This is a genomic window from Aeribacillus composti (assembly GCF_031760945.1).
GTDB lineage: Bacteria > Bacillota > Bacilli > Bacillales > Aeribacillaceae > Aeribacillus > Aeribacillus composti.
This window is the reverse complement of record NZ_CP134501.1, coordinates 3,614,558-3,632,234: the sequence shown is the minus strand read 5'-3', so window position 1 is coordinate 3,632,234 and position 17,677 is coordinate 3,614,558. Positions and strand designations below refer to the sequence as shown.

General features: G+C 41.9%; 21 protein-coding genes. 20 read left to right on the top strand and 1 reads right to left on the bottom strand.

The features are described from left to right. The first annotated feature begins 41 nt into the window (after positions 1-41). The 14 genes from RI196_RS17535 to spoIID all read left to right on the top strand — a co-directional run bounded on the left by RI196_RS17535 (position 42) and on the right by spoIID (position 11,328). Complete coding sequence (locus RI196_RS17535) at positions 42-269, top strand: AtpZ/AtpI family protein (RefSeq protein ID WP_311066657.1); 228 nt, start codon at positions 42-44, stop codon at positions 267-269. A gap of 2 nt (positions 270-271) precedes the next feature. Then, entirely contained in the window at positions 272-655 is a 384-nt protein-coding gene (locus RI196_RS17530) for an ATP synthase subunit I (protein ID WP_063389019.1), read from the top strand. Positions 656-661: 6 nt separating this feature from the next. Beyond that, positions 662-1,372 carry a F0F1 ATP synthase subunit A gene (atpB, locus tag RI196_RS17525; protein ID WP_311066656.1) on the top strand — a complete coding sequence of 237 codons (711 nt, stop codon included), beginning with the start codon at positions 662-664 and terminating at the stop codon, positions 1,370-1,372. Positions 1,373-1,441: 69 nt separating this feature from the next. Further along, positions 1,442-1,654, top strand: a complete 213-nt coding sequence (gene atpE / locus RI196_RS17520; RefSeq protein WP_063389017.1) for a F0F1 ATP synthase subunit C — start codon at positions 1,442-1,444, stop codon at positions 1,652-1,654. Positions 1,655-1,935: 281 nt separating this feature from the next. Beyond that, on the top strand, positions 1,936-2,400 hold the full coding sequence (gene atpF / locus RI196_RS17515; RefSeq protein WP_082829615.1) for a F0F1 ATP synthase subunit B: 465 nt from the start codon (positions 1,936-1,938) through the stop codon (positions 2,398-2,400). Then, positions 2,397-2,936, top strand: coding sequence for a F0F1 ATP synthase subunit delta (locus RI196_RS17510; RefSeq protein WP_066251296.1), 540 nt, complete (start codon positions 2,397-2,399; stop codon positions 2,934-2,936). Before atpF ends, RI196_RS17510 begins: the two co-directional genes overlap by 4 nt. Before the next feature lie 15 nt (positions 2,937-2,951). Next, positions 2,952-4,460 (top strand): F0F1 ATP synthase subunit alpha, encoded by a 1,509-nt coding sequence (gene atpA / locus RI196_RS17505; RefSeq protein WP_063389014.1) that lies wholly within the window; start codon positions 2,952-2,954, stop codon positions 4,458-4,460. 90 nt (positions 4,461-4,550) lie between these two features. Next, entirely contained in the window at positions 4,551-5,408 is an 858-nt protein-coding gene (atpG, locus tag RI196_RS17500; protein WP_066251293.1) for an ATP synthase F1 subunit gamma, read from the top strand. A 36-nt stretch (positions 5,409-5,444) separates the two neighbouring features. Continuing rightward, entirely contained in the window at positions 5,445-6,863 is a 1,419-nt protein-coding gene (gene atpD, locus RI196_RS17495) for a F0F1 ATP synthase subunit beta (protein WP_066251292.1), read from the top strand. 28 nt (positions 6,864-6,891) lie between these two features. Beyond that, positions 6,892-7,305 (top strand): F0F1 ATP synthase subunit epsilon, encoded by a 414-nt coding sequence (locus RI196_RS17490; protein ID WP_063389011.1) that lies wholly within the window; start codon positions 6,892-6,894, stop codon positions 7,303-7,305. 386 nt (positions 7,306-7,691) lie between these two features. Then, positions 7,692-7,922 carry a DUF1146 family protein gene (locus RI196_RS17485; RefSeq protein WP_162877012.1) on the top strand — a complete coding sequence of 77 codons (231 nt, stop codon included), beginning with the start codon at positions 7,692-7,694 and terminating at the stop codon, positions 7,920-7,922. 112 nt (positions 7,923-8,034) lie between these two features. Next, positions 8,035-8,769, top strand: a complete 735-nt coding sequence (locus tag RI196_RS17480; protein WP_311066655.1) for a YwmB family TATA-box binding protein — start codon at positions 8,035-8,037, stop codon at positions 8,767-8,769. A gap of 32 nt (positions 8,770-8,801) precedes the next feature. Further along, positions 8,802-10,115, top strand: coding sequence for a UDP-N-acetylglucosamine 1-carboxyvinyltransferase (gene murA / locus RI196_RS17475; RefSeq protein ID WP_311066654.1), 1,314 nt, complete (start codon positions 8,802-8,804; stop codon positions 10,113-10,115). A gap of 193 nt (positions 10,116-10,308) precedes the next feature. After that, on the top strand, positions 10,309-11,328 hold the full coding sequence (spoIID, locus tag RI196_RS17470; RefSeq protein WP_066251285.1) for a stage II sporulation protein D: 1,020 nt from the start codon (positions 10,309-10,311) through the stop codon (positions 11,326-11,328). A gap of 256 nt (positions 11,329-11,584) precedes the next feature. On the opposite strand, the gene RI196_RS17465 is transcribed toward spoIID, so the two are convergent. Next, the gene (locus tag RI196_RS17465; RefSeq protein ID WP_063389006.1) at positions 11,585-12,022 is read right to left on the bottom strand and encodes a VanZ family protein; all 438 of its coding nucleotides are present in this window, start codon (positions 12,020-12,022) and stop codon (positions 11,585-11,587) included. 134 nt (positions 12,023-12,156) lie between these two features. Between RI196_RS17465 and spoIIQ the strand changes: the two genes are divergently transcribed. The 6 genes from spoIIQ (at position 12,157) to spoIIID (ending at position 17,648) form a co-directional block, all read left to right on the top strand. Continuing rightward, positions 12,157-13,020 (top strand): stage II sporulation protein SpoIIQ, encoded by an 864-nt coding sequence (gene spoIIQ, locus RI196_RS17460; RefSeq protein ID WP_311066653.1) that lies wholly within the window; start codon positions 12,157-12,159, stop codon positions 13,018-13,020. A gap of 269 nt (positions 13,021-13,289) precedes the next feature. Then, the gene (locus tag RI196_RS17455) at positions 13,290-13,793 is read left to right on the top strand and encodes a GNAT family N-acetyltransferase (protein ID WP_311066652.1); all 504 of its coding nucleotides are present in this window, start codon (positions 13,290-13,292) and stop codon (positions 13,791-13,793) included. A gap of 527 nt (positions 13,794-14,320) precedes the next feature. Continuing rightward, positions 14,321-15,055, top strand: a complete 735-nt coding sequence (gene pxpB / locus RI196_RS17450; protein WP_063389003.1) for a 5-oxoprolinase subunit PxpB — start codon at positions 14,321-14,323, stop codon at positions 15,053-15,055. Continuing rightward, on the top strand, positions 15,052-15,840 hold the full coding sequence (locus tag RI196_RS17445; RefSeq protein ID WP_063389002.1) for a LamB/YcsF family protein: 789 nt from the start codon (positions 15,052-15,054) through the stop codon (positions 15,838-15,840). Before pxpB ends, RI196_RS17445 begins: the two co-directional genes overlap by 4 nt. Next, entirely contained in the window at positions 15,818-16,777 is a 960-nt protein-coding gene (locus RI196_RS17440) for a 5-oxoprolinase subunit C family protein (protein ID WP_311066651.1), read from the top strand. The genes RI196_RS17445 and RI196_RS17440 overlap by 23 nt, the downstream gene beginning before the upstream one ends. Positions 16,778-17,372: 595 nt before the next feature. Then, on the top strand, positions 17,373-17,648 hold the full coding sequence (gene spoIIID / locus RI196_RS17435; protein ID WP_063388999.1) for a sporulation transcriptional regulator SpoIIID: 276 nt from the start codon (positions 17,373-17,375) through the stop codon (positions 17,646-17,648). Positions 17,649-17,677: the final 29 nt, after the last annotated feature.

The window sequence follows — 17,677 nt, the reverse complement described above, 5'->3', positions numbered from 1 at the left end:
AATGAAATATAAGGTAATTTTATATTGTGAGGACATACCCAATGCGGCAAAAAGAGCACCATCCGCTCCGAGCATACGCTTTAATGACCGCCATTCTTTCCTATTTGACAGGGTCAGTGCTCGTTGGGATTTTTGCAGGAAGATGGCTTGATCGACATTTGCATACAGAACCCGTTTTTTTGATCATCGGTCTTCTAATTGGACTGGCTGCGGGAATAATTGCGATGCTGAGATTAGTCCAACATTTTTTTCAGGAGAATGAACGGTAACTATGGATCGTATAGAAAAATTGTTTGTGCGCAGCAAAAAATATTTGCTGTTTTTGCTTGCCATCTATGTGTTAGCGTGGGGGTTTACTCCTTATCAAGATATTTTCCTCGGTCTTGCCCTTGGTACAAGCTTTAGCCTCTATAATTTATGGATACTAGTGCGTAAATCAAAGCAAATACAGCAAGCAATTGAAGAAGGCCGTACAGCACGTTCGCTTGGAACGGTTTCAAGGATGGCAGCCGCAGGACTGGCGGTATTAATCGCACTTAAATTCCCTGAACATTTCCATTTAATTAGCGTGGTTATTGGTTTAATGACAATCTATATTGTCATTATGATAGATTCTATTCTATACATTTGCGGACAAGCTTGGGAAGAGAGGTGAATTTTGTTGGGTCACGAAGCGCCGATAGTAAAATTATTAGGGCTTGAATTTAATTTGTCCAATATTTTAATGATTCTTGTATCTAGCGCAATTGTATTTATCATCGCCGTATTGTCGACCCGCTCTTTGGCAATGAAGCCAACGGGCATGCAAAACTTTTTGGAATGGGTCATGGATTTTGTGAAAAACATTATTAACAGCACGATGGACTGGCAGACAGGCGGCCGATTCCTTACATTAGGAATGACGCTCATCATGTACATTTTTGTTTCCAACATGCTTGGTCTACCATTCGCTATCGTTGTTGACCATAAGCTTTGGTGGAAATCGCCTACGGCTGATCCTACTATAACGCTGACACTGGCCATTTTAGTCGTCGGTTTATCGCATTATTACGGGATTAAATTAAAGGGCTTTTCCGCCTATGGAAGCGACTTTTTCAAGCCACTGCCGTTTTTGTTCCCGCTTAAAATTATTGAAGAGTTTGCAAACACGTTGACGCTTGGTCTTCGTCTTTACGGTAACATCTATGCTGGGGAAATTTTGCTAGGTCTGCTTGTCAGCTTGGCAACTAGCGGAGCATTTGGCTTCCTCGGGGCAATTATTCCGATGATGGCGTGGCAGGCATTCAGTATTTTTGTAGGTGCAATCCAAGCTTTTATCTTTACAATGTTGACAATGGTTTATATGGCGCATAAAGTTAGCCATGACCATTAAAAATAAATGACTTCATCATTATGTTTGTGTAAAAAATTATTTTTAAACAAATAAAGGAGGACTTTATTCATGAATTTATTAGCAGCTGCAATTGCAATTGGTTTAGCGGCACTTGGTGCTGGTATTGGTAACGGACTTATCGTATCTCGTACAGTAGAAGGTATTGCACGTCAACCTGAGGCGCGCGGTATGCTTCAAACAACTATGTTTATCGGGGTTGCGTTGGTTGAGGCGATTCCGATTATCGCGGTTGTTATTGCATTTATGGCTTTTGGTGCATAATTCAAAAATTTCAAAAGAGCCTTGCCCAGATTGGTGTTGGAAAAAGGCTTTTTAGAAGTGCATGCAATCAATTTGCGTGAAGTCCGAATCGAAAGGACAGCAAGTGAAAAAGAGGAAATGGCGAAGTTTTTTAAGCATCTTCGCCATTCCTTTATGTTGTGAATGGTAAAAGAGTCCCAATATAGCCGGTAGTTGGAGAATGGAAGTTTTGAAGGGAGTGAAACGAAGCCGTGTTAACAGTTGAATTTGCCCTCGGAGCTGGAGGCTTCGCAGCAGGAGATATGCTCGTTCAGCTCGTCGTATTCTTAATTTTGTTAGCATTGCTCAAAAAATATGCTTTTGGTCCGCTTATGGGCATTATGAAACAGAGGGAAGAATTTATTGCAAATGAAATAAACGCTGCGGAAGAAAAGCATGCGGAAGCCAAAAAGCTTGCCGAAGAGCAGCGTGAGCTATTAAAGCAGGCCCGCATCGAAGCACAGGAGCTTGTTGAAAATGCGAAAAAACTTGGCGAACAGCAAAAAGAAGATATTATTCAAGCGGCTCGTGCGGAGGCAGAAAGACTGAAAGAAGCAGCCAAAAAAGAAATCGAACACGAAAAAGAGCAAGCTGTTGCTGAATTGCGTAATCAAGTGGCATCATTATCCGTTCTTATTGCTTCCAAAGTGATTGAAAAAGAATTGAATGAAGCTGAGCAAGAGAAGCTGATCAATGATTATATTAAAGAGGTAGGAGAACAATTATGATTGGCGGAGTGGCAAAGCGCTATGCGTCAGCTCTTTTTCAAATTGCAAAGGAAAAAAATCAAGTGAAGCAGTTTGAAGAAGAATTGCGAATTGTAAAGCAAGTGTTTGTTGAAAATCAAAAAATGCTGCAAATTTTAGAGCATCCGAAGGTGTTGCTTGAAAACAAAAAATCATTAGTCAATGAAGCGTTTTCTTCATTGAATGCTGAAATTGTCAATACTCTTCTTCTGCTTATCGATCGCCATCGCATCCGCTTAGTTCCCGAACTTGTAGATAACTTTGTGGAGCTTGCAAATGAAGAACAGCAAACAGCAGAAGCAACGGTTTACTCCGTCCGTCCGTTGAAAGATGAAGAAAAGCAGGCTCTTTCAGAAGTATTTGCGCAAAAGGTCGGAAAAAAATCGCTTAAGATCACAAACATCATTGATCAGAACTTAATTGGCGGACTGAAACTTCAAATCGGCAATCGTATTTTTGACGGTAGCATCAAGAGTAAGCTCGAACGCATCGGGCGGAATTTAGCGAAAAGTTCGTAGATAGGGGTGAAACTCATGAGCATCAAAGCTGAAGAAATTAGTGCACTGATAAAAAAGCAAATTGAAAACTATCAGTCTGAAATAGAAGTTAGCGATGTCGGCACAGTTATTCAAGTAGGTGACGGGATCGCACGTGCTCATGGCCTCGACAATGTCATGGCCGGTGAGCTTGTCGAATTTTCAAACGGCGTTATGGGATTAGCCCAAAACCTTGAAGAAAATAACGTCGGTATTGTTATTTTAGGCCCTTTTAAAGACATTCGTGAAGGCGATGAAGTGAGAAGAACGGGACGGATTATGGAAGTTCCTGTTGGAGAAGAGCTGATCGGCCGCGTTGTAAATCCGCTTGGACAACCAGTGGACGGGTTAGGCCCGATTGAAACAACAAAAACACGTCCGATTGAAAGCCCTGCCCCAGGCGTCATGGACCGGAAATCTGTTCATGAACCGCTGCAAACGGGTATTAAAGCGATCGACGCTCTTATCCCAATTGGCCGCGGACAACGCGAGCTCATCATCGGTGACCGTCAAACAGGTAAAACACAAATTGCGATCGACACAATCATTAACCAAAAAGAAGAAAACATGATTTGTATCTATGTTGCGATCGGACAAAAAGAATCAACAGTTCGAAATGTTGTTGAAACACTCCGTAAACACGGCGCATTAGATTATACGATCGTTGTAACGGCATCTGCGTCTCAACCGGCTCCATTGCTTTATTTGGCCCCATATGCCGGTGTATCTATGGGCGAATATTTTATGTACCAAGGAAAACACGTCCTTATCGTATATGATGATCTTTCAAAGCAAGCTGCCGCTTACCGTGAGCTTTCTCTATTACTACGCCGTCCACCTGGACGTGAAGCGTTCCCTGGGGATGTCTTTTACTTGCACTCCCGTCTATTGGAACGTGCAGCAAAACTTAGCGATGCAAAAGGCGGCGGATCTTTGACGGCATTACCATTTGTTGAAACGCAGGCTGGCGACATCTCAGCTTACATTCCTACGAACGTAATTTCCATTACAGACGGACAAATTTTCTTGCAATCTGACCTATTCTTCTCAGGTGTGCGCCCTGCGGTAAACGCCGGATTGTCCGTTTCCCGCGTCGGCGGTGCAGCGCAAATCAAAGCGATGAAAAAAGTTTCGGGTACGCTTCGGTTAGACCTTGCGGCATACAGAGAGCTTGAAGCATTCGCTCAATTCGGTTCAGATCTAGATAAAGCAACTCAGGCGAAGTTAAACCGCGGTATGCGTACAGTTGAAGTATTGAAGCAAGGCATCAACAAGCCGATCCCAGTTGAAAAACAAGTCATGATCCTTTACACCTTAACAAAAGGATTTTTAGATGATATTCCTGTTGAGGATATTCGCCGCTTTGAAGAAGAATTTTATGCTTATTTAGATCAAAATGAAAAAGAGCTTCTTGAAGAAATCCGTTCGACAGGAAATCTGCCTGAAGACGAGAAAATGGAAAAAGCCATCAAAGGATTCAAAAAAACTTTTGCAGTTTCTGAATAAAGAACGATAAGGCTGTGAAAATACGGGGATTCTTTTCACAGCCGTTTTCAAAACATGATCGGCTATTTTTCAAAAAGGTGGTGAGAACCTTTGGCATCGTTGCGCGATATTAAAACACGCATCAATTCGACGAAGAAGACAAGCCAAATTACAAAGGCGATGGAGATGGTTTCAGCTTCGAAGCTGAATCGGGCGGAAACCAGCGCCAAGTCATTTGTGCCTTACATGGAAAAAATTCAAGAAGTTGTGGCAAACATCGCCCTTGGGAGTACGGACGTAAGCCACCCGATGCTTGAAAAGCGTCCGGTCAAAAAGACAGGATACGTTGTCATTACATCAGATCGCGGGCTTGCCGGTGCGTTTAACAGCAACGTGCTGCGCGCCGTTTATCAAACGATTCAAGAACGGCATCGTTCGACGGATGAATATGCCGTGATTGCCATCGGAAAAGTCGGCCGCGATTTTTTCAAAAAACGCGGTATGCCTGTCGTTGAAGAAATTGTCGGATTAGGCGATGATATAAGCTTTTCGGATATTAAAGAAATTGCTTCCAATACAGTCAAGCTGTTCGAGGATGGAAAAGTAGATGAAATTTATATGTTCTACAACCATTATGTCAGCGCCATCCAGCAGGAAGTAACGGAGAAAAAGCTGCTGCCGCTTTCGGACATCGCTGCGAATAAAAAAATGACGTCTTATGAATTTGAACCGTCTCAGGAAGACATTTTGGCAGTGCTTTTGCCGCAATATGCTGAAAGTTTGATTTACGGCGCCTTGCTTGACAGCAAAGCGAGCGAACATGCTGCGAGAATGACGGCAATGAAGAATGCAACAGACAACGCAAAGGAACTGATCAATACGCTGACTCTTTCCTACAACAGAGCTCGTCAGGCAGCGATTACGCAAGAAATTACAGAAATTGTTGGCGGGGCATCAGCGCTTGAATAGATCACTGAAACAGTACGTTAGGAGGGAAACAGGAACATGAAAGGACGCGTAGTTCAAGTAATGGGTCCGGTAGTGGACGTAAAGTTTGAAAGCGGACATTTGCCGGAAATTTATAACGCCCTAAAAATTTCACATAAAGCGCGCAATGAAAACGAGGTAGACATTGATTTAACGTTGGAAGTAGCGCTTCATTTAGGGGATGACACCGTTCGGACAATCGCTATGGCTTCAACGGACGGCGTAACGCGCGGAATGGAAGTCGAAGACTTAGGCGCTCCAATCTCCGTGCCAGTTGGAGATGTCACATTAGGACGGGTATTCAATGTGTTAGGGGAACATATTGACCTTGGAGACCCGATTCCAGCGGAAGCGCGCCGGGATCCAATTCATAAGCCTGCTCCGAAATTTGAACAGCTGTCAACACAAGTTGAAATTTTGGAAACAGGAATCAAAGTTGTTGACTTGCTTGCTCCATATATTAAAGGTGGAAAAATCGGCTTGTTCGGCGGTGCAGGAGTTGGAAAAACGGTTTTAATCCAAGAGCTGATCAATAACATTGCACAAGAGCACGGCGGTATTTCCGTATTTGCTGGAGTTGGGGAGCGTACTCGTGAAGGAAACGACCTATACTTTGAAATGAAAGACTCCGGCGTTATCAGCAAAACAGCAATGGTGTTCGGACAAATGAACGAGCCGCCTGGAGCGCGTATGCGCGTTGCATTAACAGGTCTGACAATGGCTGAATATTTCCGTGATGAGCAAGGGCAAGACGTTCTCTTCTTCATCGACAACATCTTCCGCTTTACACAAGCTGGTTCCGAAGTATCTGCGTTGCTTGGACGCATGCCTTCTGCTGTTGGATACCAACCGACGCTTGCGACAGAAATGGGACAATTGCAGGAGCGGATTACATCAACAAACGTAGGATCTGTTACATCGATTCAGGCGATTTACGTGCCTGCTGACGACTATACAGACCCTGCTCCGGCTACAACATTCGCACACTTAGATGCGACAACAAACCTTGACCGTAAGCTGTCAGAGATGGGGATTTATCCAGCGGTGGATCCACTTGCTTCAACGTCACGTGCATTGGCTCCGGAAATCGTCGGTGAAGAACATTACAACGTTGCCCGCCAAGTTCAGGCAACATTGCAAAGATATAGAGAGTTGCAAGATATTATTGCAATCCTTGGTATGGACGAGCTTTCAGATGAAGATAAGCTTGTTGTACATCGTGCTAGAAGAATCCAATTCTTCTTATCACAAAACTTCCACGTTGCTGAGCAGTTTACAGGACAGCCTGGTTCATATGTGCCTGTAAAAGAAACTGTACGTGGATTTAAAGAAATTCTTGAAGGTAAGTACGACCACATTCCTGAAGATGCGTTCCGCTTAGTGGGCACAATTGAAGATGTCCTTGAAAGAGCGAAGCAAATGGGCGTTGAAGTATAATATTTTGGGACCCTAGGAGGAACTGAATATGAAGACCGTACAAGTCAGTGTCGTCACTCCCGATGGCCCAGTTTATGATGCGGATATAGAATTGGTCAGCGCCAAAGCTCAAAGCGGCGAGCTTGGAATCTTGCCTGGTCATATTCCAATGGTTGCGCCGCTTGCAATTGGCGCAGTTCGGCTGAAAAAAGGAAATAATACAGAACTCGTGGCTGTCAGCGGAGGTTTTTTGGAAGTTCGCCCTGATAAAGTCACGATCTTGGCACAAGCAGCTGAAAGAGCTGAAGATATCGATGTTGCCCGCGCGGAAGCTGCAAAGAAACGTGCAGAGGAACGCTTGCAGCGCAAAGGCCAAGGGCAGGAAGACATAGATTTTAAACGTGCTGAGCTGGCGCTGCAACGTGCCATCAATCGTATTAACGTGGCGAAAAAGAACTTTTAATTTCTCATTTAAGACGTCCCGGCGCTTAAGTTCGGGCCGTCTTTTTTGAAAAAACTAAGAAATCATGATCATGGCTATTTTGCAATGTTGGCTCTAGCCTGGATGCAAAAAATCGGCAACTTACTTTTATTGACAGCAAAAAATGGACAACATGTAATCGCATCATTCAACTCTAAAACTGCAAATCCAAAAAAATAACGAATTGACCTCCTATCTACATTCCACATCAATGAATGCTTCATTTATAAGAAATAACAACATGAAAAAACTGCCTAACCATTGTTTTTCACAAAATCAAATAAAAAGTGTGCATGAATAGGAAAGATTTTTATATAATAAAGTGGGTTTGTGAAACAAGAAAGGAAGATTTCGGAAGGAGGAGTAATGTGGCGGGGCTAGGCCAGCAGGCGCTCATTAGCATCATAGTAAATTTAGTATTTATTTTTCTAACTTGGCGGGCTTTACAGGCTCTTCAAATTGAAAAAATTATTCGTAAAGGAAGAGTTGTCGAGACAAGGCTTTTGCTCATTTTATTGACCATCGCCATTGCGTCATCTGTGAGCAATTTTTTCTTGAACTATTTTTTTTGGTCACAGCAGCTGCAATATCTTTTTTAAACATGTCGAGGGACAATGAATACATAAAGGCTGTTGTCTAATCTTGACGACTTTTTCCACGTATGCCAAAACCCTTTCCGGCAACACTTTTAATAAGGAAAGGGTGATGGCGGTGAAAAATTTATATTTTGTCTTTATTTTCATATTTTTATTCGGTTTTCTTTTGTCAGCTTGGCACACAGAACGAACGAATGCTGAAAGACACGATTTTCACGTAGAGGAAATCGTGGAGCAATTTCAGCAACAAAACATAGATGTGGCAGAATGGTCAATTTTTGCAAAATTTTCTTTTTCACAAAAAAGCAAAAAAGTGAAACGAATCTACACACAGTTTCGTCAATTTAATTGGTCTTACTTGGAAAGCGGTAATTTTGAAAAGTGGACCGGCACTTATTACAACAGCGATAAGCAGATCACTGAAACATTGCAAATTATTAAACCTCATGCAAAGGCAAGCCCGAAAATTCAAGTTATATATGAAGCAACAGGGAAACGTTGGAATGGCCGTGCATGGATGAAGCTGGAGCGCTATTTTAACCGTCACATTTTCGACAAAATTCCTGGAAATCCTACATTTTTCACTTGTGTCAAAGGCTATACAGATGATAAGATGGAAGGTGTTTTGTTTTTTGAGGCAAATAACCTTTTAAAAAGGTTTCATGCAAAACCGGTGGAAAGCTTAAACGAGCAACGCTTCGTTTCCATATCCGGTTTTACAAACGATTGGGATCATTCTATTGAAACGAAAAATGGAAAGATGAACATTCAAATTTCGCTCAGAAGTGCAGGAATGGGCGAAAGAACTACTGTAACAGTAGGAACACCTATTATTACAACTGAATATTAATATAGAGAAAATGGGACGCGGAGGGGAATACCTTGGAAAAAATCATCGTCCGCGGCGGTCGAAAGTTAAACGGTACAGTAAAGATCGAAGGAGCTAAAAATGCCGTTTTACCTGTCATCGCTGCATCTTTATTAGCTAGTGAAGGAAAGAGTGAAATTTGTGATGTTCCTAAGCTCTCCGATGTTTACACGATAAACGAAGTTCTCCGCTATCTCGGAGCAGAGGTTCGTTTTGATGGTAATCAAGTAGTTGTCGATGCATGCGGAGAGCTTTTAACGGAAGCATCATTTGAATATGTTAGAAAAATGCGTGCATCTGTGCTTGTTATGGGACCTCTTCTTGCCCGCAAAGGCCGTGCACGTGTTGCTTTGCCGGGAGGATGTGCCATCGGATCCCGTCCGATTGATCAGCACTTGAAAGGCTTCGAAGCGATGGGTGCAACGATAAAAGTCGGCAACGGCTTTATTGACGCAGAAGTGAATGGCAGACTTCGCGGAGCCAAAATTTATTTGGATTTCCCAAGTGTCGGCGCAACAGAAAACATTATGATGGCAGCCGCACTTGCAGAAGGAACAACTGTAATCGAAAACTGTGCAAAGGAGCCTGAAATTGTCGACCTTGCGAATTTTATAAACAAAATGGGCGGAAATGTCCGTGGCGCAGGCACTGGTACTATCAGAATTGAAGGTGTAGATTCCTTGCACGGTGCAAAGCATTTAATTATTCCAGATCGTATTGAAGCAGGAACATTTATGGTTGCTGCTGCCATTACGAAAGGGAATGTCCTTGTAAAAGGAGCAGTTCCGGAGCATTTGACATCATTAATTGCGAAAATGGAAGAAATGGGCGTAACCATTATCGAGGAAGAAGAAGGCATTCGTGTCATTGGTCCGGAAACATTGAAGGCAGTGGATATTAAAACTATGCCTCATCCAGGTTTTCCTACTGACATGCAGTCTCAGATGATGGCCCTGCTGCTTCAGGCAAACGGAACTAGCGTAATTACCGAAACGGTATTTGAAAACCGCTTTATGCACGTAGAAGAATTTCGTCGTATGAACGGAGATATTAAAATCGAAGGCCGCTCTTGTATCATTAACGGTCCTGTAAAGCTTCAAGGTGCAGAAGTAACGGCAACCGATTTAAGAGCGGCAGCTGCATTAATTTTAGCTGGGCTTGCTGCAGAAGGGTATACACGGGTTACGGAGCTGAAGCATTTAGATCGCGGCTACGTCCGTTTTCATGAGAAGTTAAAAGAACTTGGCGCAGATATTGAACGCGTCAATGATGAAGCAGACATCCCGGCAATTGAACAACAAGCCGTTGCAACGAATTTAAATGTATAATTTCACAAAAGAAGCTAGCCTCTTTTAGGAGATGCTAGCTTCTTTTTCGTATTACCCGCTTATTTTTTTCATATTTTTTCGTTTTATACTTAAAACTCCCCCTGTAAATGGCATCTCCGATTTCAGTCATAAAAGGTTGTCCTTCCCCATAAACTTTACTGAAGTCAGCGATAAAAGAAATGGGGGCTGTAATATGAAACGAGTGAAACCGTTCTTTCTTTTTTTTGCAGCAATATTTTTCATTATTTTGATGGTGCCAAGTTTGCTGGTAGCCCCGTTTGCCGAAAAGACGAAAGCTACGCTTGGCGAGGAACTAGCCGAAAAGAAAACAACGGATGTGCTACAAAAGGAATCAAAAGTTTCTGTACCAATTTATCGTTCTCAAGAAAAAAAAATTGATGAAGTTCCGCTTGAAGAATATGTGGTCGGTGTTGTCGCCGCCGAGATGCCCGCAGAATTTGAAAAAGAAGCGTTAAAGGCTCAAGCTTTAGCTGCTAGAACGTACATCGTGAAAGAGCTGTTTACGGGCCAAAATGTCGGCTCTCCCAAAGGAGCGGTAGTCACGGATACTGAGCTCCATCAAGTTTATAAAAATGAAGAAGAATTAAGGAGAATTTGGAAAAAAGATTTTGATTGGAAAATAAAAAAGATTAAAGAAGCTGTTGCCGAAACAAGAGGCCAAATTTTAACGTATGACGACAAGCCGATTGATGCTTCTTTTTTTTCAACGAGTAATGGATATACGGAAAATTCGGAGGCCATTTGGCCGAACGCCCTTCCTTATTTAAAAAGCGTAGAAAGCCCTTGGGATGAGAAATCGGAAAAATTTCTCGCCAGGGAGGTATTCACCGTTCAAGAGTTTGAACAAAAATTAGGGATTAAAATAGGGAAAGGCAATTCAATTGGAAAAATTATCGAAAGGACGCCAGGACACAGGGTCGCTCTAGTCGAAATTAACGGGAAAAAGTTTACTGGAAGGGAAATAAGAGAAAAGCTAGGTCTAAGGTCAACGGATTTTTCGTGGACATTGAAAGGCGACCAAATTATTGTTACGACAAAAGGATACGGACACGGAGTCGGCATGAGTCAGTACGGTGCCAATTTTATGGCGCAGGAAGGGAAAAATTATAAAGAGATTGTCTCACATTACTACCAGGGAATTGAAATTTCACAAGCCAACCCGTTTTTATCAAAATATATGGCGAAAAAATAAAAAAATCGGTGCGTTTTGTGAGAAAATCGGTAATCGGTGTTCTCACATTTGTTTCTTTAGGGCTACCGCTGATAGTGCCATTAAGCTGCCAACTTCATTTCGAACTAAATGAAATATTGATCGACTCGATAAATTCTTTTTTAGAGGGGCTGTCCAGAAAGTCAAATCCCCATTGAAAACAAAAAATCATAAACACCGATATATCAACGTTTCTAAAACATTCATGGGGGCGTCAATAAGCCGTAAAAACGACTTATTAGACACCCCCTCTTTTTAATGCTGCTAATTTGCAAAAAAACGTTTTCAGCTTCGATTCGTCTTTTTGGAAATAAAAGATTTTGACGATATAGTAGGATGCGAAAACACCGATTGTATCCTTAATAAGATCAATGATTGTCGCAGATCTTGAGGGAACGAAATATTGATGAATTTCATCACACAGCCCGTAAAAAACAGCGATCATCGCTGAGGCGAAACTTAATTTTTCTGTAAGCTTTTCATGGACAGCGAAGGCGAAAATGAAAAGCCAATAAAGAATTCCGAACTCAATGAGATGAAGCGACTCTTTCAAAAAATGGTCGAACGAAAACGGCGTTTTGACGAAAGTGTCAGCTGGATAGCTCGACAAGATCCAAATGACCGCCATATACATAATCGGTAAAATACTGATTACATATACCGCAAACTTCTTCATGATCCAAACTCCTTCAAATATTTTTCAACAATATGCATAGAAAAAAACAAATAGCAAAAAATAAAAGAAAAAATTTTATTTTGATGTATAGATTCTCTCAAACTTGTTCACAATGGTTGCTGAGGTGATGAACAATGAGAGAGGAAGAAAAGAAACGTACTTCTCAAGGCTCGAAGTTCCAACAGTTTTTCAGAAAAAAATGGGTTTTTCCTGCTATTTATTTAGTCAGTGCAGCCGTTATTTTAACAGCCGTTTTATGGTATCAAGCAATCCGCAACAATGATGCAAACGATTTATCAACGGACGATGGTACAGACGTTTCCTATAATGAAGAACAATCGGTGGAAGTAAATCAATCCGTCGAAAACTTCAAAATGCCGGCCATCGATCCTGATGCTGTGAAGGTAGTAACAAACTTTTATGACTTTAATGCTTCAGAAAAAGAACAAGAAACGGCACTTGTCTTCCATAATAACACATACCATCCAAACCAAGGTATCGATATCGCATCAAATGATGGAAAAGCATTTGAAGTCACTGCATCTTTAAGCGGAACGGTTGCAAAAGCTGAAAAAGATTCTCTTTTAGGATATGTCGTAGAAATTGAACATGAAAACGGTGTAAAAACCATTTACCAATCGCTTGCCGATACGAAAGTACAGGCCGGCGACAAAGTTAAACAAGGAGAAATTATTGGACAAGCTGGGAAAAACCAATTCAATAAAGACGCTGGCGTCCATGTTCACTTTGAGATCCGCAAAGACGGTAAAGCCTACAATCCATTAAACTACATGGACGAGCCGTTAACAAGTTTAACTGAAAAATCTGTTGAAGAGCCTTCTGACGGGGCAGCACAAAAAGAAGATAATAAAGATGGAGAGGAAGCTACTTCAGACGAAACAGCCCCATCAGATGAAACTCAGCCTGATGAAGAACAATCTCAGTCAAAGGAAAATTCAGAACAAGAAAAATCTGATAATTCTACAACTAAACCTTAACCAATACAATCCTACTCAAACGAGTAGGTTTTTTTTTTGTCTAAATCATATCTGGTAAAAATTAAATGAGCATAGGCGCTGAAATTTTCATAAAGAACAGACCGAAAAATTTTTCATAAACGGTACAAGAAACAACGTACGGTGAGGTGCAAGCGAGAAAGCAGGCTTGCCGAAACATTTTTTAAAAACATAATGTGAAGCGATTATCGAAAATTCACTTTATTCCATATATAATAGAATCAATCTAAGCAGGAGAAAGGAAGAAGCACGTGGAAAATATTCGCTTTCGAGATGCAACGATACATGACTTGCCTAGTATCGTCTCGATCTACAATTCAACGATCCCAAGCCGGATGGTGACAGCTGATACTGAACCTATTTCAGTGGAAGACCGCATACAGTGGTTTCATGAGCACAATCCAAAAACGAGACCGTTGTGGATGATCGAACAGGATGGAAACGTAGCTGGCTGGCTCAGCTTTCAATCCTTTTATGGAAGGCCTGCTTATAACGGAACTGCGGAAATTAGCATTTACATTGATGAACAGTACCGGGGAAAACAAATCGGCGATTTTGCCTTGAAGACCGCTATAGAAAAGGCTCCAAGCCTCCAAATAAAAAATTTGCTTGGCTTTATTTTCAAGCACAACATCCCGAGCTTAAAGCTGTTTTACAAAAATGGATTCCGAGATTGGGGGCACTTTCCCCGTGTGGCGGTACTGGACGGTGTTGAGCGAGATTTAGTGATAGTGGGGAAACGTGTAGCCGATTGAACGTATTAACAGTGTCTCCGCTCGCAATATAGTATTTTAGCTTCTTTTTCATTCGCCAGTTGAGAAAAAAGCGTCTTTTTAGCCAAACTGCAATCCTCTTTTAGAACATGATTGTTCGACTGTTTAAATTTGTTTGAATCTATAGACTGATGTTGAGTTTTCCTGCGGAAAATTGTTCGCTGCATGATAATGGGCGATCCTGTTTTCTGGCAGTTTGTGCAGCGAAAGAAATTCAATCAGATCTGCCATCTGCGAGTATGTATATTTTAATTGCGTACCAGAGTATTAAATAAATGTTTGCTTCCATTGAGTGATAGGGGCATTTTATGCCGATTTCTTTTTGATACGAACGCTTCGATTAACGATTTATGTGGACTGGAAAACTTGCTTAACAGCAGCAATCCACCAGTGCTGAAAAAAACATCCGCAGCAGCTGATTTGGCCGGATTGACAAGCTTTACACAGAAGCAGCAAAAGTAAGTGTTTTGCTGCGTAAAAGCACTTTTTCAAAAGGAGGGTGGAAAACGGTGGAATTTTCGATTCAACCGCTTGGTGATACAGGAATCATCATTCAATTCGGTACGGAGATTTCCGAAGCAATTTATCAACAAATCCGTCAATATGTATATTGGCTGGAACAAAGCTGCATTGAAGGAATAGTCGAATGGGTTCCTGCTTACACCACCCTTGCTGTTTTTTATCGACCAAATATTATTTCGTACGATGAACTTTCTCAAAAGCTTTTAAAAATTGGAGAAAAGATAGAAAGCATGCCAGTGCCGGATCCAATAGTCATTGAAATTCCGACATTATATGGCAAGGAGGCAGGGCCAGATATTCAGTTTGTTGCTGAAACGAATGGATTGTCGGAAGAAGAAGTAGTGAAGATTCATTCATCCTCCGATTATTTGATTTATATGATTGGGTTTGTTCCAGGTTTTCCGTATTTAGGCGGAATGGACAAAAGAATTGCGGCGCCGAGGAAAAAGACACCCAGATCTAGAATTCCTGCTGGTTCAATCGGAATTGCCGGGGAGCAAACAGGGATTTATCCTTTGGAAACACCGGGAGGCTGGCAAATCATCGGGAGAACGCCTGTCAAATTGTATGATCCGCAGAAACAAGATCCAATATTGCTAAAAGCCGGCGATTACATCCGATTTGTCCCCATTACGGAAAGAGAATATGAAAAAATTGAACAGCAGGTGCTAAAGGGTTCATATAAAGTGGCCAAATATAAAAAGGAGGCGGCAGAAACATGATATCTGTTGACTTAAACAGCGATTTAGGGGAAAGCTTCGGCCATTTTAAAATTGGCAATGATGAAGAACTGCTTCGCTGTATTTCTTCAGCCAACATTGCTTGTGGATTTCATGCCGGCGACCATAATGTCATGATGCGGACTGTAGAGCTTGCGAAAAAGTTTGATGTGGCGATAGGCGCTCATCCAGGGTTGAACGATTTAGCCGGATTCGGACGAAGGGAATTGAAAGTATCTCCTGAGGAAGTCTACAATATGGTCGTTTATCAAATTGGAGCTTTGCAGGCTGTGGCGGCATCAAAAGGGATGAAGCTGAACCATGTGAAGCCCCACGGTGCTCTATACAATATGGCTGAAAAAGACAAGGCGTTAGCGGAGGCGATTGCTCAAGCAGTAAAAGATGTTGACGAGTCGCTTATCCTATATGGACTCTCAGGAGGCGTCCTTTGCCGTGCGGGGGAAAAGATCGGGCTTACGGTCGCGCATGAAGTCTTTGCCGACAGAACGTATCAGCCTGACGGAACATTAACTTCAAGATCAGAAAAAAATGCAATCATACACGATCCAGAGGAAGCGGTAGAAAGAGTTCTCCGTATGGTGAAGGAGGGAAAAGTAGCGGCAATAAACGGGCATGACATCCCCATTCAAGCTGATACAATCTGCATCCATGGCGACGGTCCGAAGGCATTAGCATTTGCTGAAGCTTTAAAAAGCAAACTGGAAGAAGAAAATATTCGTATTGTCAATCCGGGAGCGAAAAAAGATGAAAGAAATATTGTTAGTTGAAAAGCCTGGTTTGTTAACGACTGTTCAAGATTTAGGAAGAACGGGCTATCAGCAATACGGAGTTGTTGTTGCCGGCGCTATGGATTCGTTTTCCATGCAAATCGCAAATCTTTTAGTCGGCAACCGAAAAGATGAAGCGGTGCTGGAGGCAACAATCGCAGGTCCTTCCTTAAGGGCCGTCCGTGATATTGTGATTGCGATATGCGGAGGCGATCTAGCGGCAAAAATCAATGGGAAAGACGCTCCGTTATGGAAAAGCGTGCTGCTGAAAAAGGGAGATCAGCTTTCTTTTACCGGTTTAAAAAGCGGAGCGAGAGCCTATATCGCAATCGCAGGCGGAATTAACGTCCCTAAGGTCATGGGAAGCAAATCAACGTACTTAAAAGCGGGAATAGGAGGATTAAATGGAAGAGCCCTTCAAAAAGGGGATGTAATCATGGGTTCAGATGCTGTAAAAACAAGCACGATTGGCCGAATGTTATCCCCTTCCCTTATCCCGAAATACGAAAAGCACATGACCATTCGCATTGTCCCGGGTCCACATGAAGAGGCGTTTACAAAAGAAGGAATCGATACTTTTTTTTCTTCTGTATATGAAGTCACACCGCAATCGGACAGAATGGGCTATCGGCTGAAAGGGCCGAAAATTTCTCATAGAAAGCCTGCCGACATTTTGTCGGAAGCTGCTCCCCTTGGCGGAATTCAAATACCTGCTGACGGACAGCCGATCATTTTAATGGCTGATCGGCAAACAACGGGCGGATATACGAGAATCGGAACAGTCATTACAGTGGATTTGATGTACGTTGCTCAAGCAGTGCCAGGGGCAAAGATTCGCTTTCAGCCGGTTTCCGTTCAAGAGGCTCAAAAGCTTTATTTTGAGCAGATGCGCATCATACGCCAAATTTCAGTCGGAGCTGGCATATATGATGAATAAACGAAAGTTGGAAAGTGAATATGTATGATCATTGAACGAAATTTTATTAAATAGGCCCTATAAGGTCTGAACAATTTCGGTATCTGCGCTAATAAAAGCCTGAACAAGTCAAATATTTTAGGAACATAAAAAAGCAAGAGAGAACTTGTCCACATTGCCGAAGAGCTCATCAAAAATGTTTTTCTGTTTTGTCATAAGAATCAAACCATTCTCCATTTCTCGACATCTGTTCCAAAAAGGGGCAGATGTTTTCTTTTTTTCACTGGAATTATACATATTCCCGGAAAATGATTGGCGCATATCGTCGAAAAACTAATCAATGAAAAGTGTCGAAACATGCCCTCGACTTTAAGTGGAAAATAAATTTTCATAAATCCCTTGTCCTTCTTGACTTTTCAAGAATATATCTTCACCCAAGCTAATAAAATGTTACAAACCTAACAAGAGAGTGTTTGAGGTGAGGGATCGTGGAGATAGATGATCAATACAGCAAAAATGGCAACTTTAGATTCTACATCATGTATATAGCTGTATACACTGTGCATGCGAATCTCATTTCACACTTCTCACATCCACATTAGGGAGGTCGAGTGGTGTGCACGATTACATCAAAGAACGCACAATCAAGATTGGAAAGTATATCGTGGAGACGAAAAAAACTGTTCGTGTAATCGCGAAAGAGTTTGGCGTTTCCAAGAGTACCGTCCATAAAGATTTAACAGAAAGGCTGCCGGAGATAAATCCTGATTTAGCAAACGAAGTAAAGAAAATACTAGATTATCATAAATCGATTCGCCATCTTCGTGGCGGAGAAGCAACAAAATTAAAATATAAAAAAGAAGAACAGCAAAAAGAACCGATAAAACGATGAAGATTCTCGACGCCAACCGACAAAACTCT

Bases quoted from the DNA above. Each gene is read 5' to 3' on its own strand.
- RI196_RS17465 (WP_063389006.1), bottom strand. From the start codon at position 12,022: ATGAAGAAGTTTGCGGTATATGTAATCAGTATTTTACCGATTATGTAT.
- RI196_RS17445 (WP_063389002.1), top strand. From the start codon at position 15,052: ATGATATCTGTTGACTTAAACAGCGATTTAGGGGAAAGCTTCGGCCAT.
- RI196_RS17440 (WP_311066651.1), top strand. From the start codon at position 15,818: ATGAAAGAAATATTGTTAGTTGAAAAGCCTGGTTTGTTAACGACTGTT.
- atpA (WP_063389014.1), top strand. From the start codon at position 2,952: ATGAGCATCAAAGCTGAAGAAATTAGTGCACTGATAAAAAAGCAAATT.
- RI196_RS17490 (WP_063389011.1), top strand. From the start codon at position 6,892: ATGAAGACCGTACAAGTCAGTGTCGTCACTCCCGATGGCCCAGTTTAT.
- RI196_RS17510 (WP_066251296.1), top strand. From the start codon at position 2,397: ATGATTGGCGGAGTGGCAAAGCGCTATGCGTCAGCTCTTTTTCAAATT.
- spoIID (WP_066251285.1), top strand. From the start codon at position 10,309: ATGAAACGAGTGAAACCGTTCTTTCTTTTTTTTGCAGCAATATTTTTC.
- atpE (WP_063389017.1), top strand. From the start codon at position 1,442: ATGAATTTATTAGCAGCTGCAATTGCAATTGGTTTAGCGGCACTTGGT.
- RI196_RS17535 (WP_311066657.1), top strand. From the start codon at position 42: ATGCGGCAAAAAGAGCACCATCCGCTCCGAGCATACGCTTTAATGACC.
- atpD (WP_066251292.1), top strand. From the start codon at position 5,445: ATGAAAGGACGCGTAGTTCAAGTAATGGGTCCGGTAGTGGACGTAAAG.
- spoIIQ (WP_311066653.1), top strand. From the start codon at position 12,157: ATGAGAGAGGAAGAAAAGAAACGTACTTCTCAAGGCTCGAAGTTCCAA.
- RI196_RS17530 (WP_063389019.1), top strand. From the start codon at position 272: ATGGATCGTATAGAAAAATTGTTTGTGCGCAGCAAAAAATATTTGCTG.
- atpF (WP_082829615.1), top strand. From the start codon at position 1,936: ATGCTCGTTCAGCTCGTCGTATTCTTAATTTTGTTAGCATTGCTCAAA.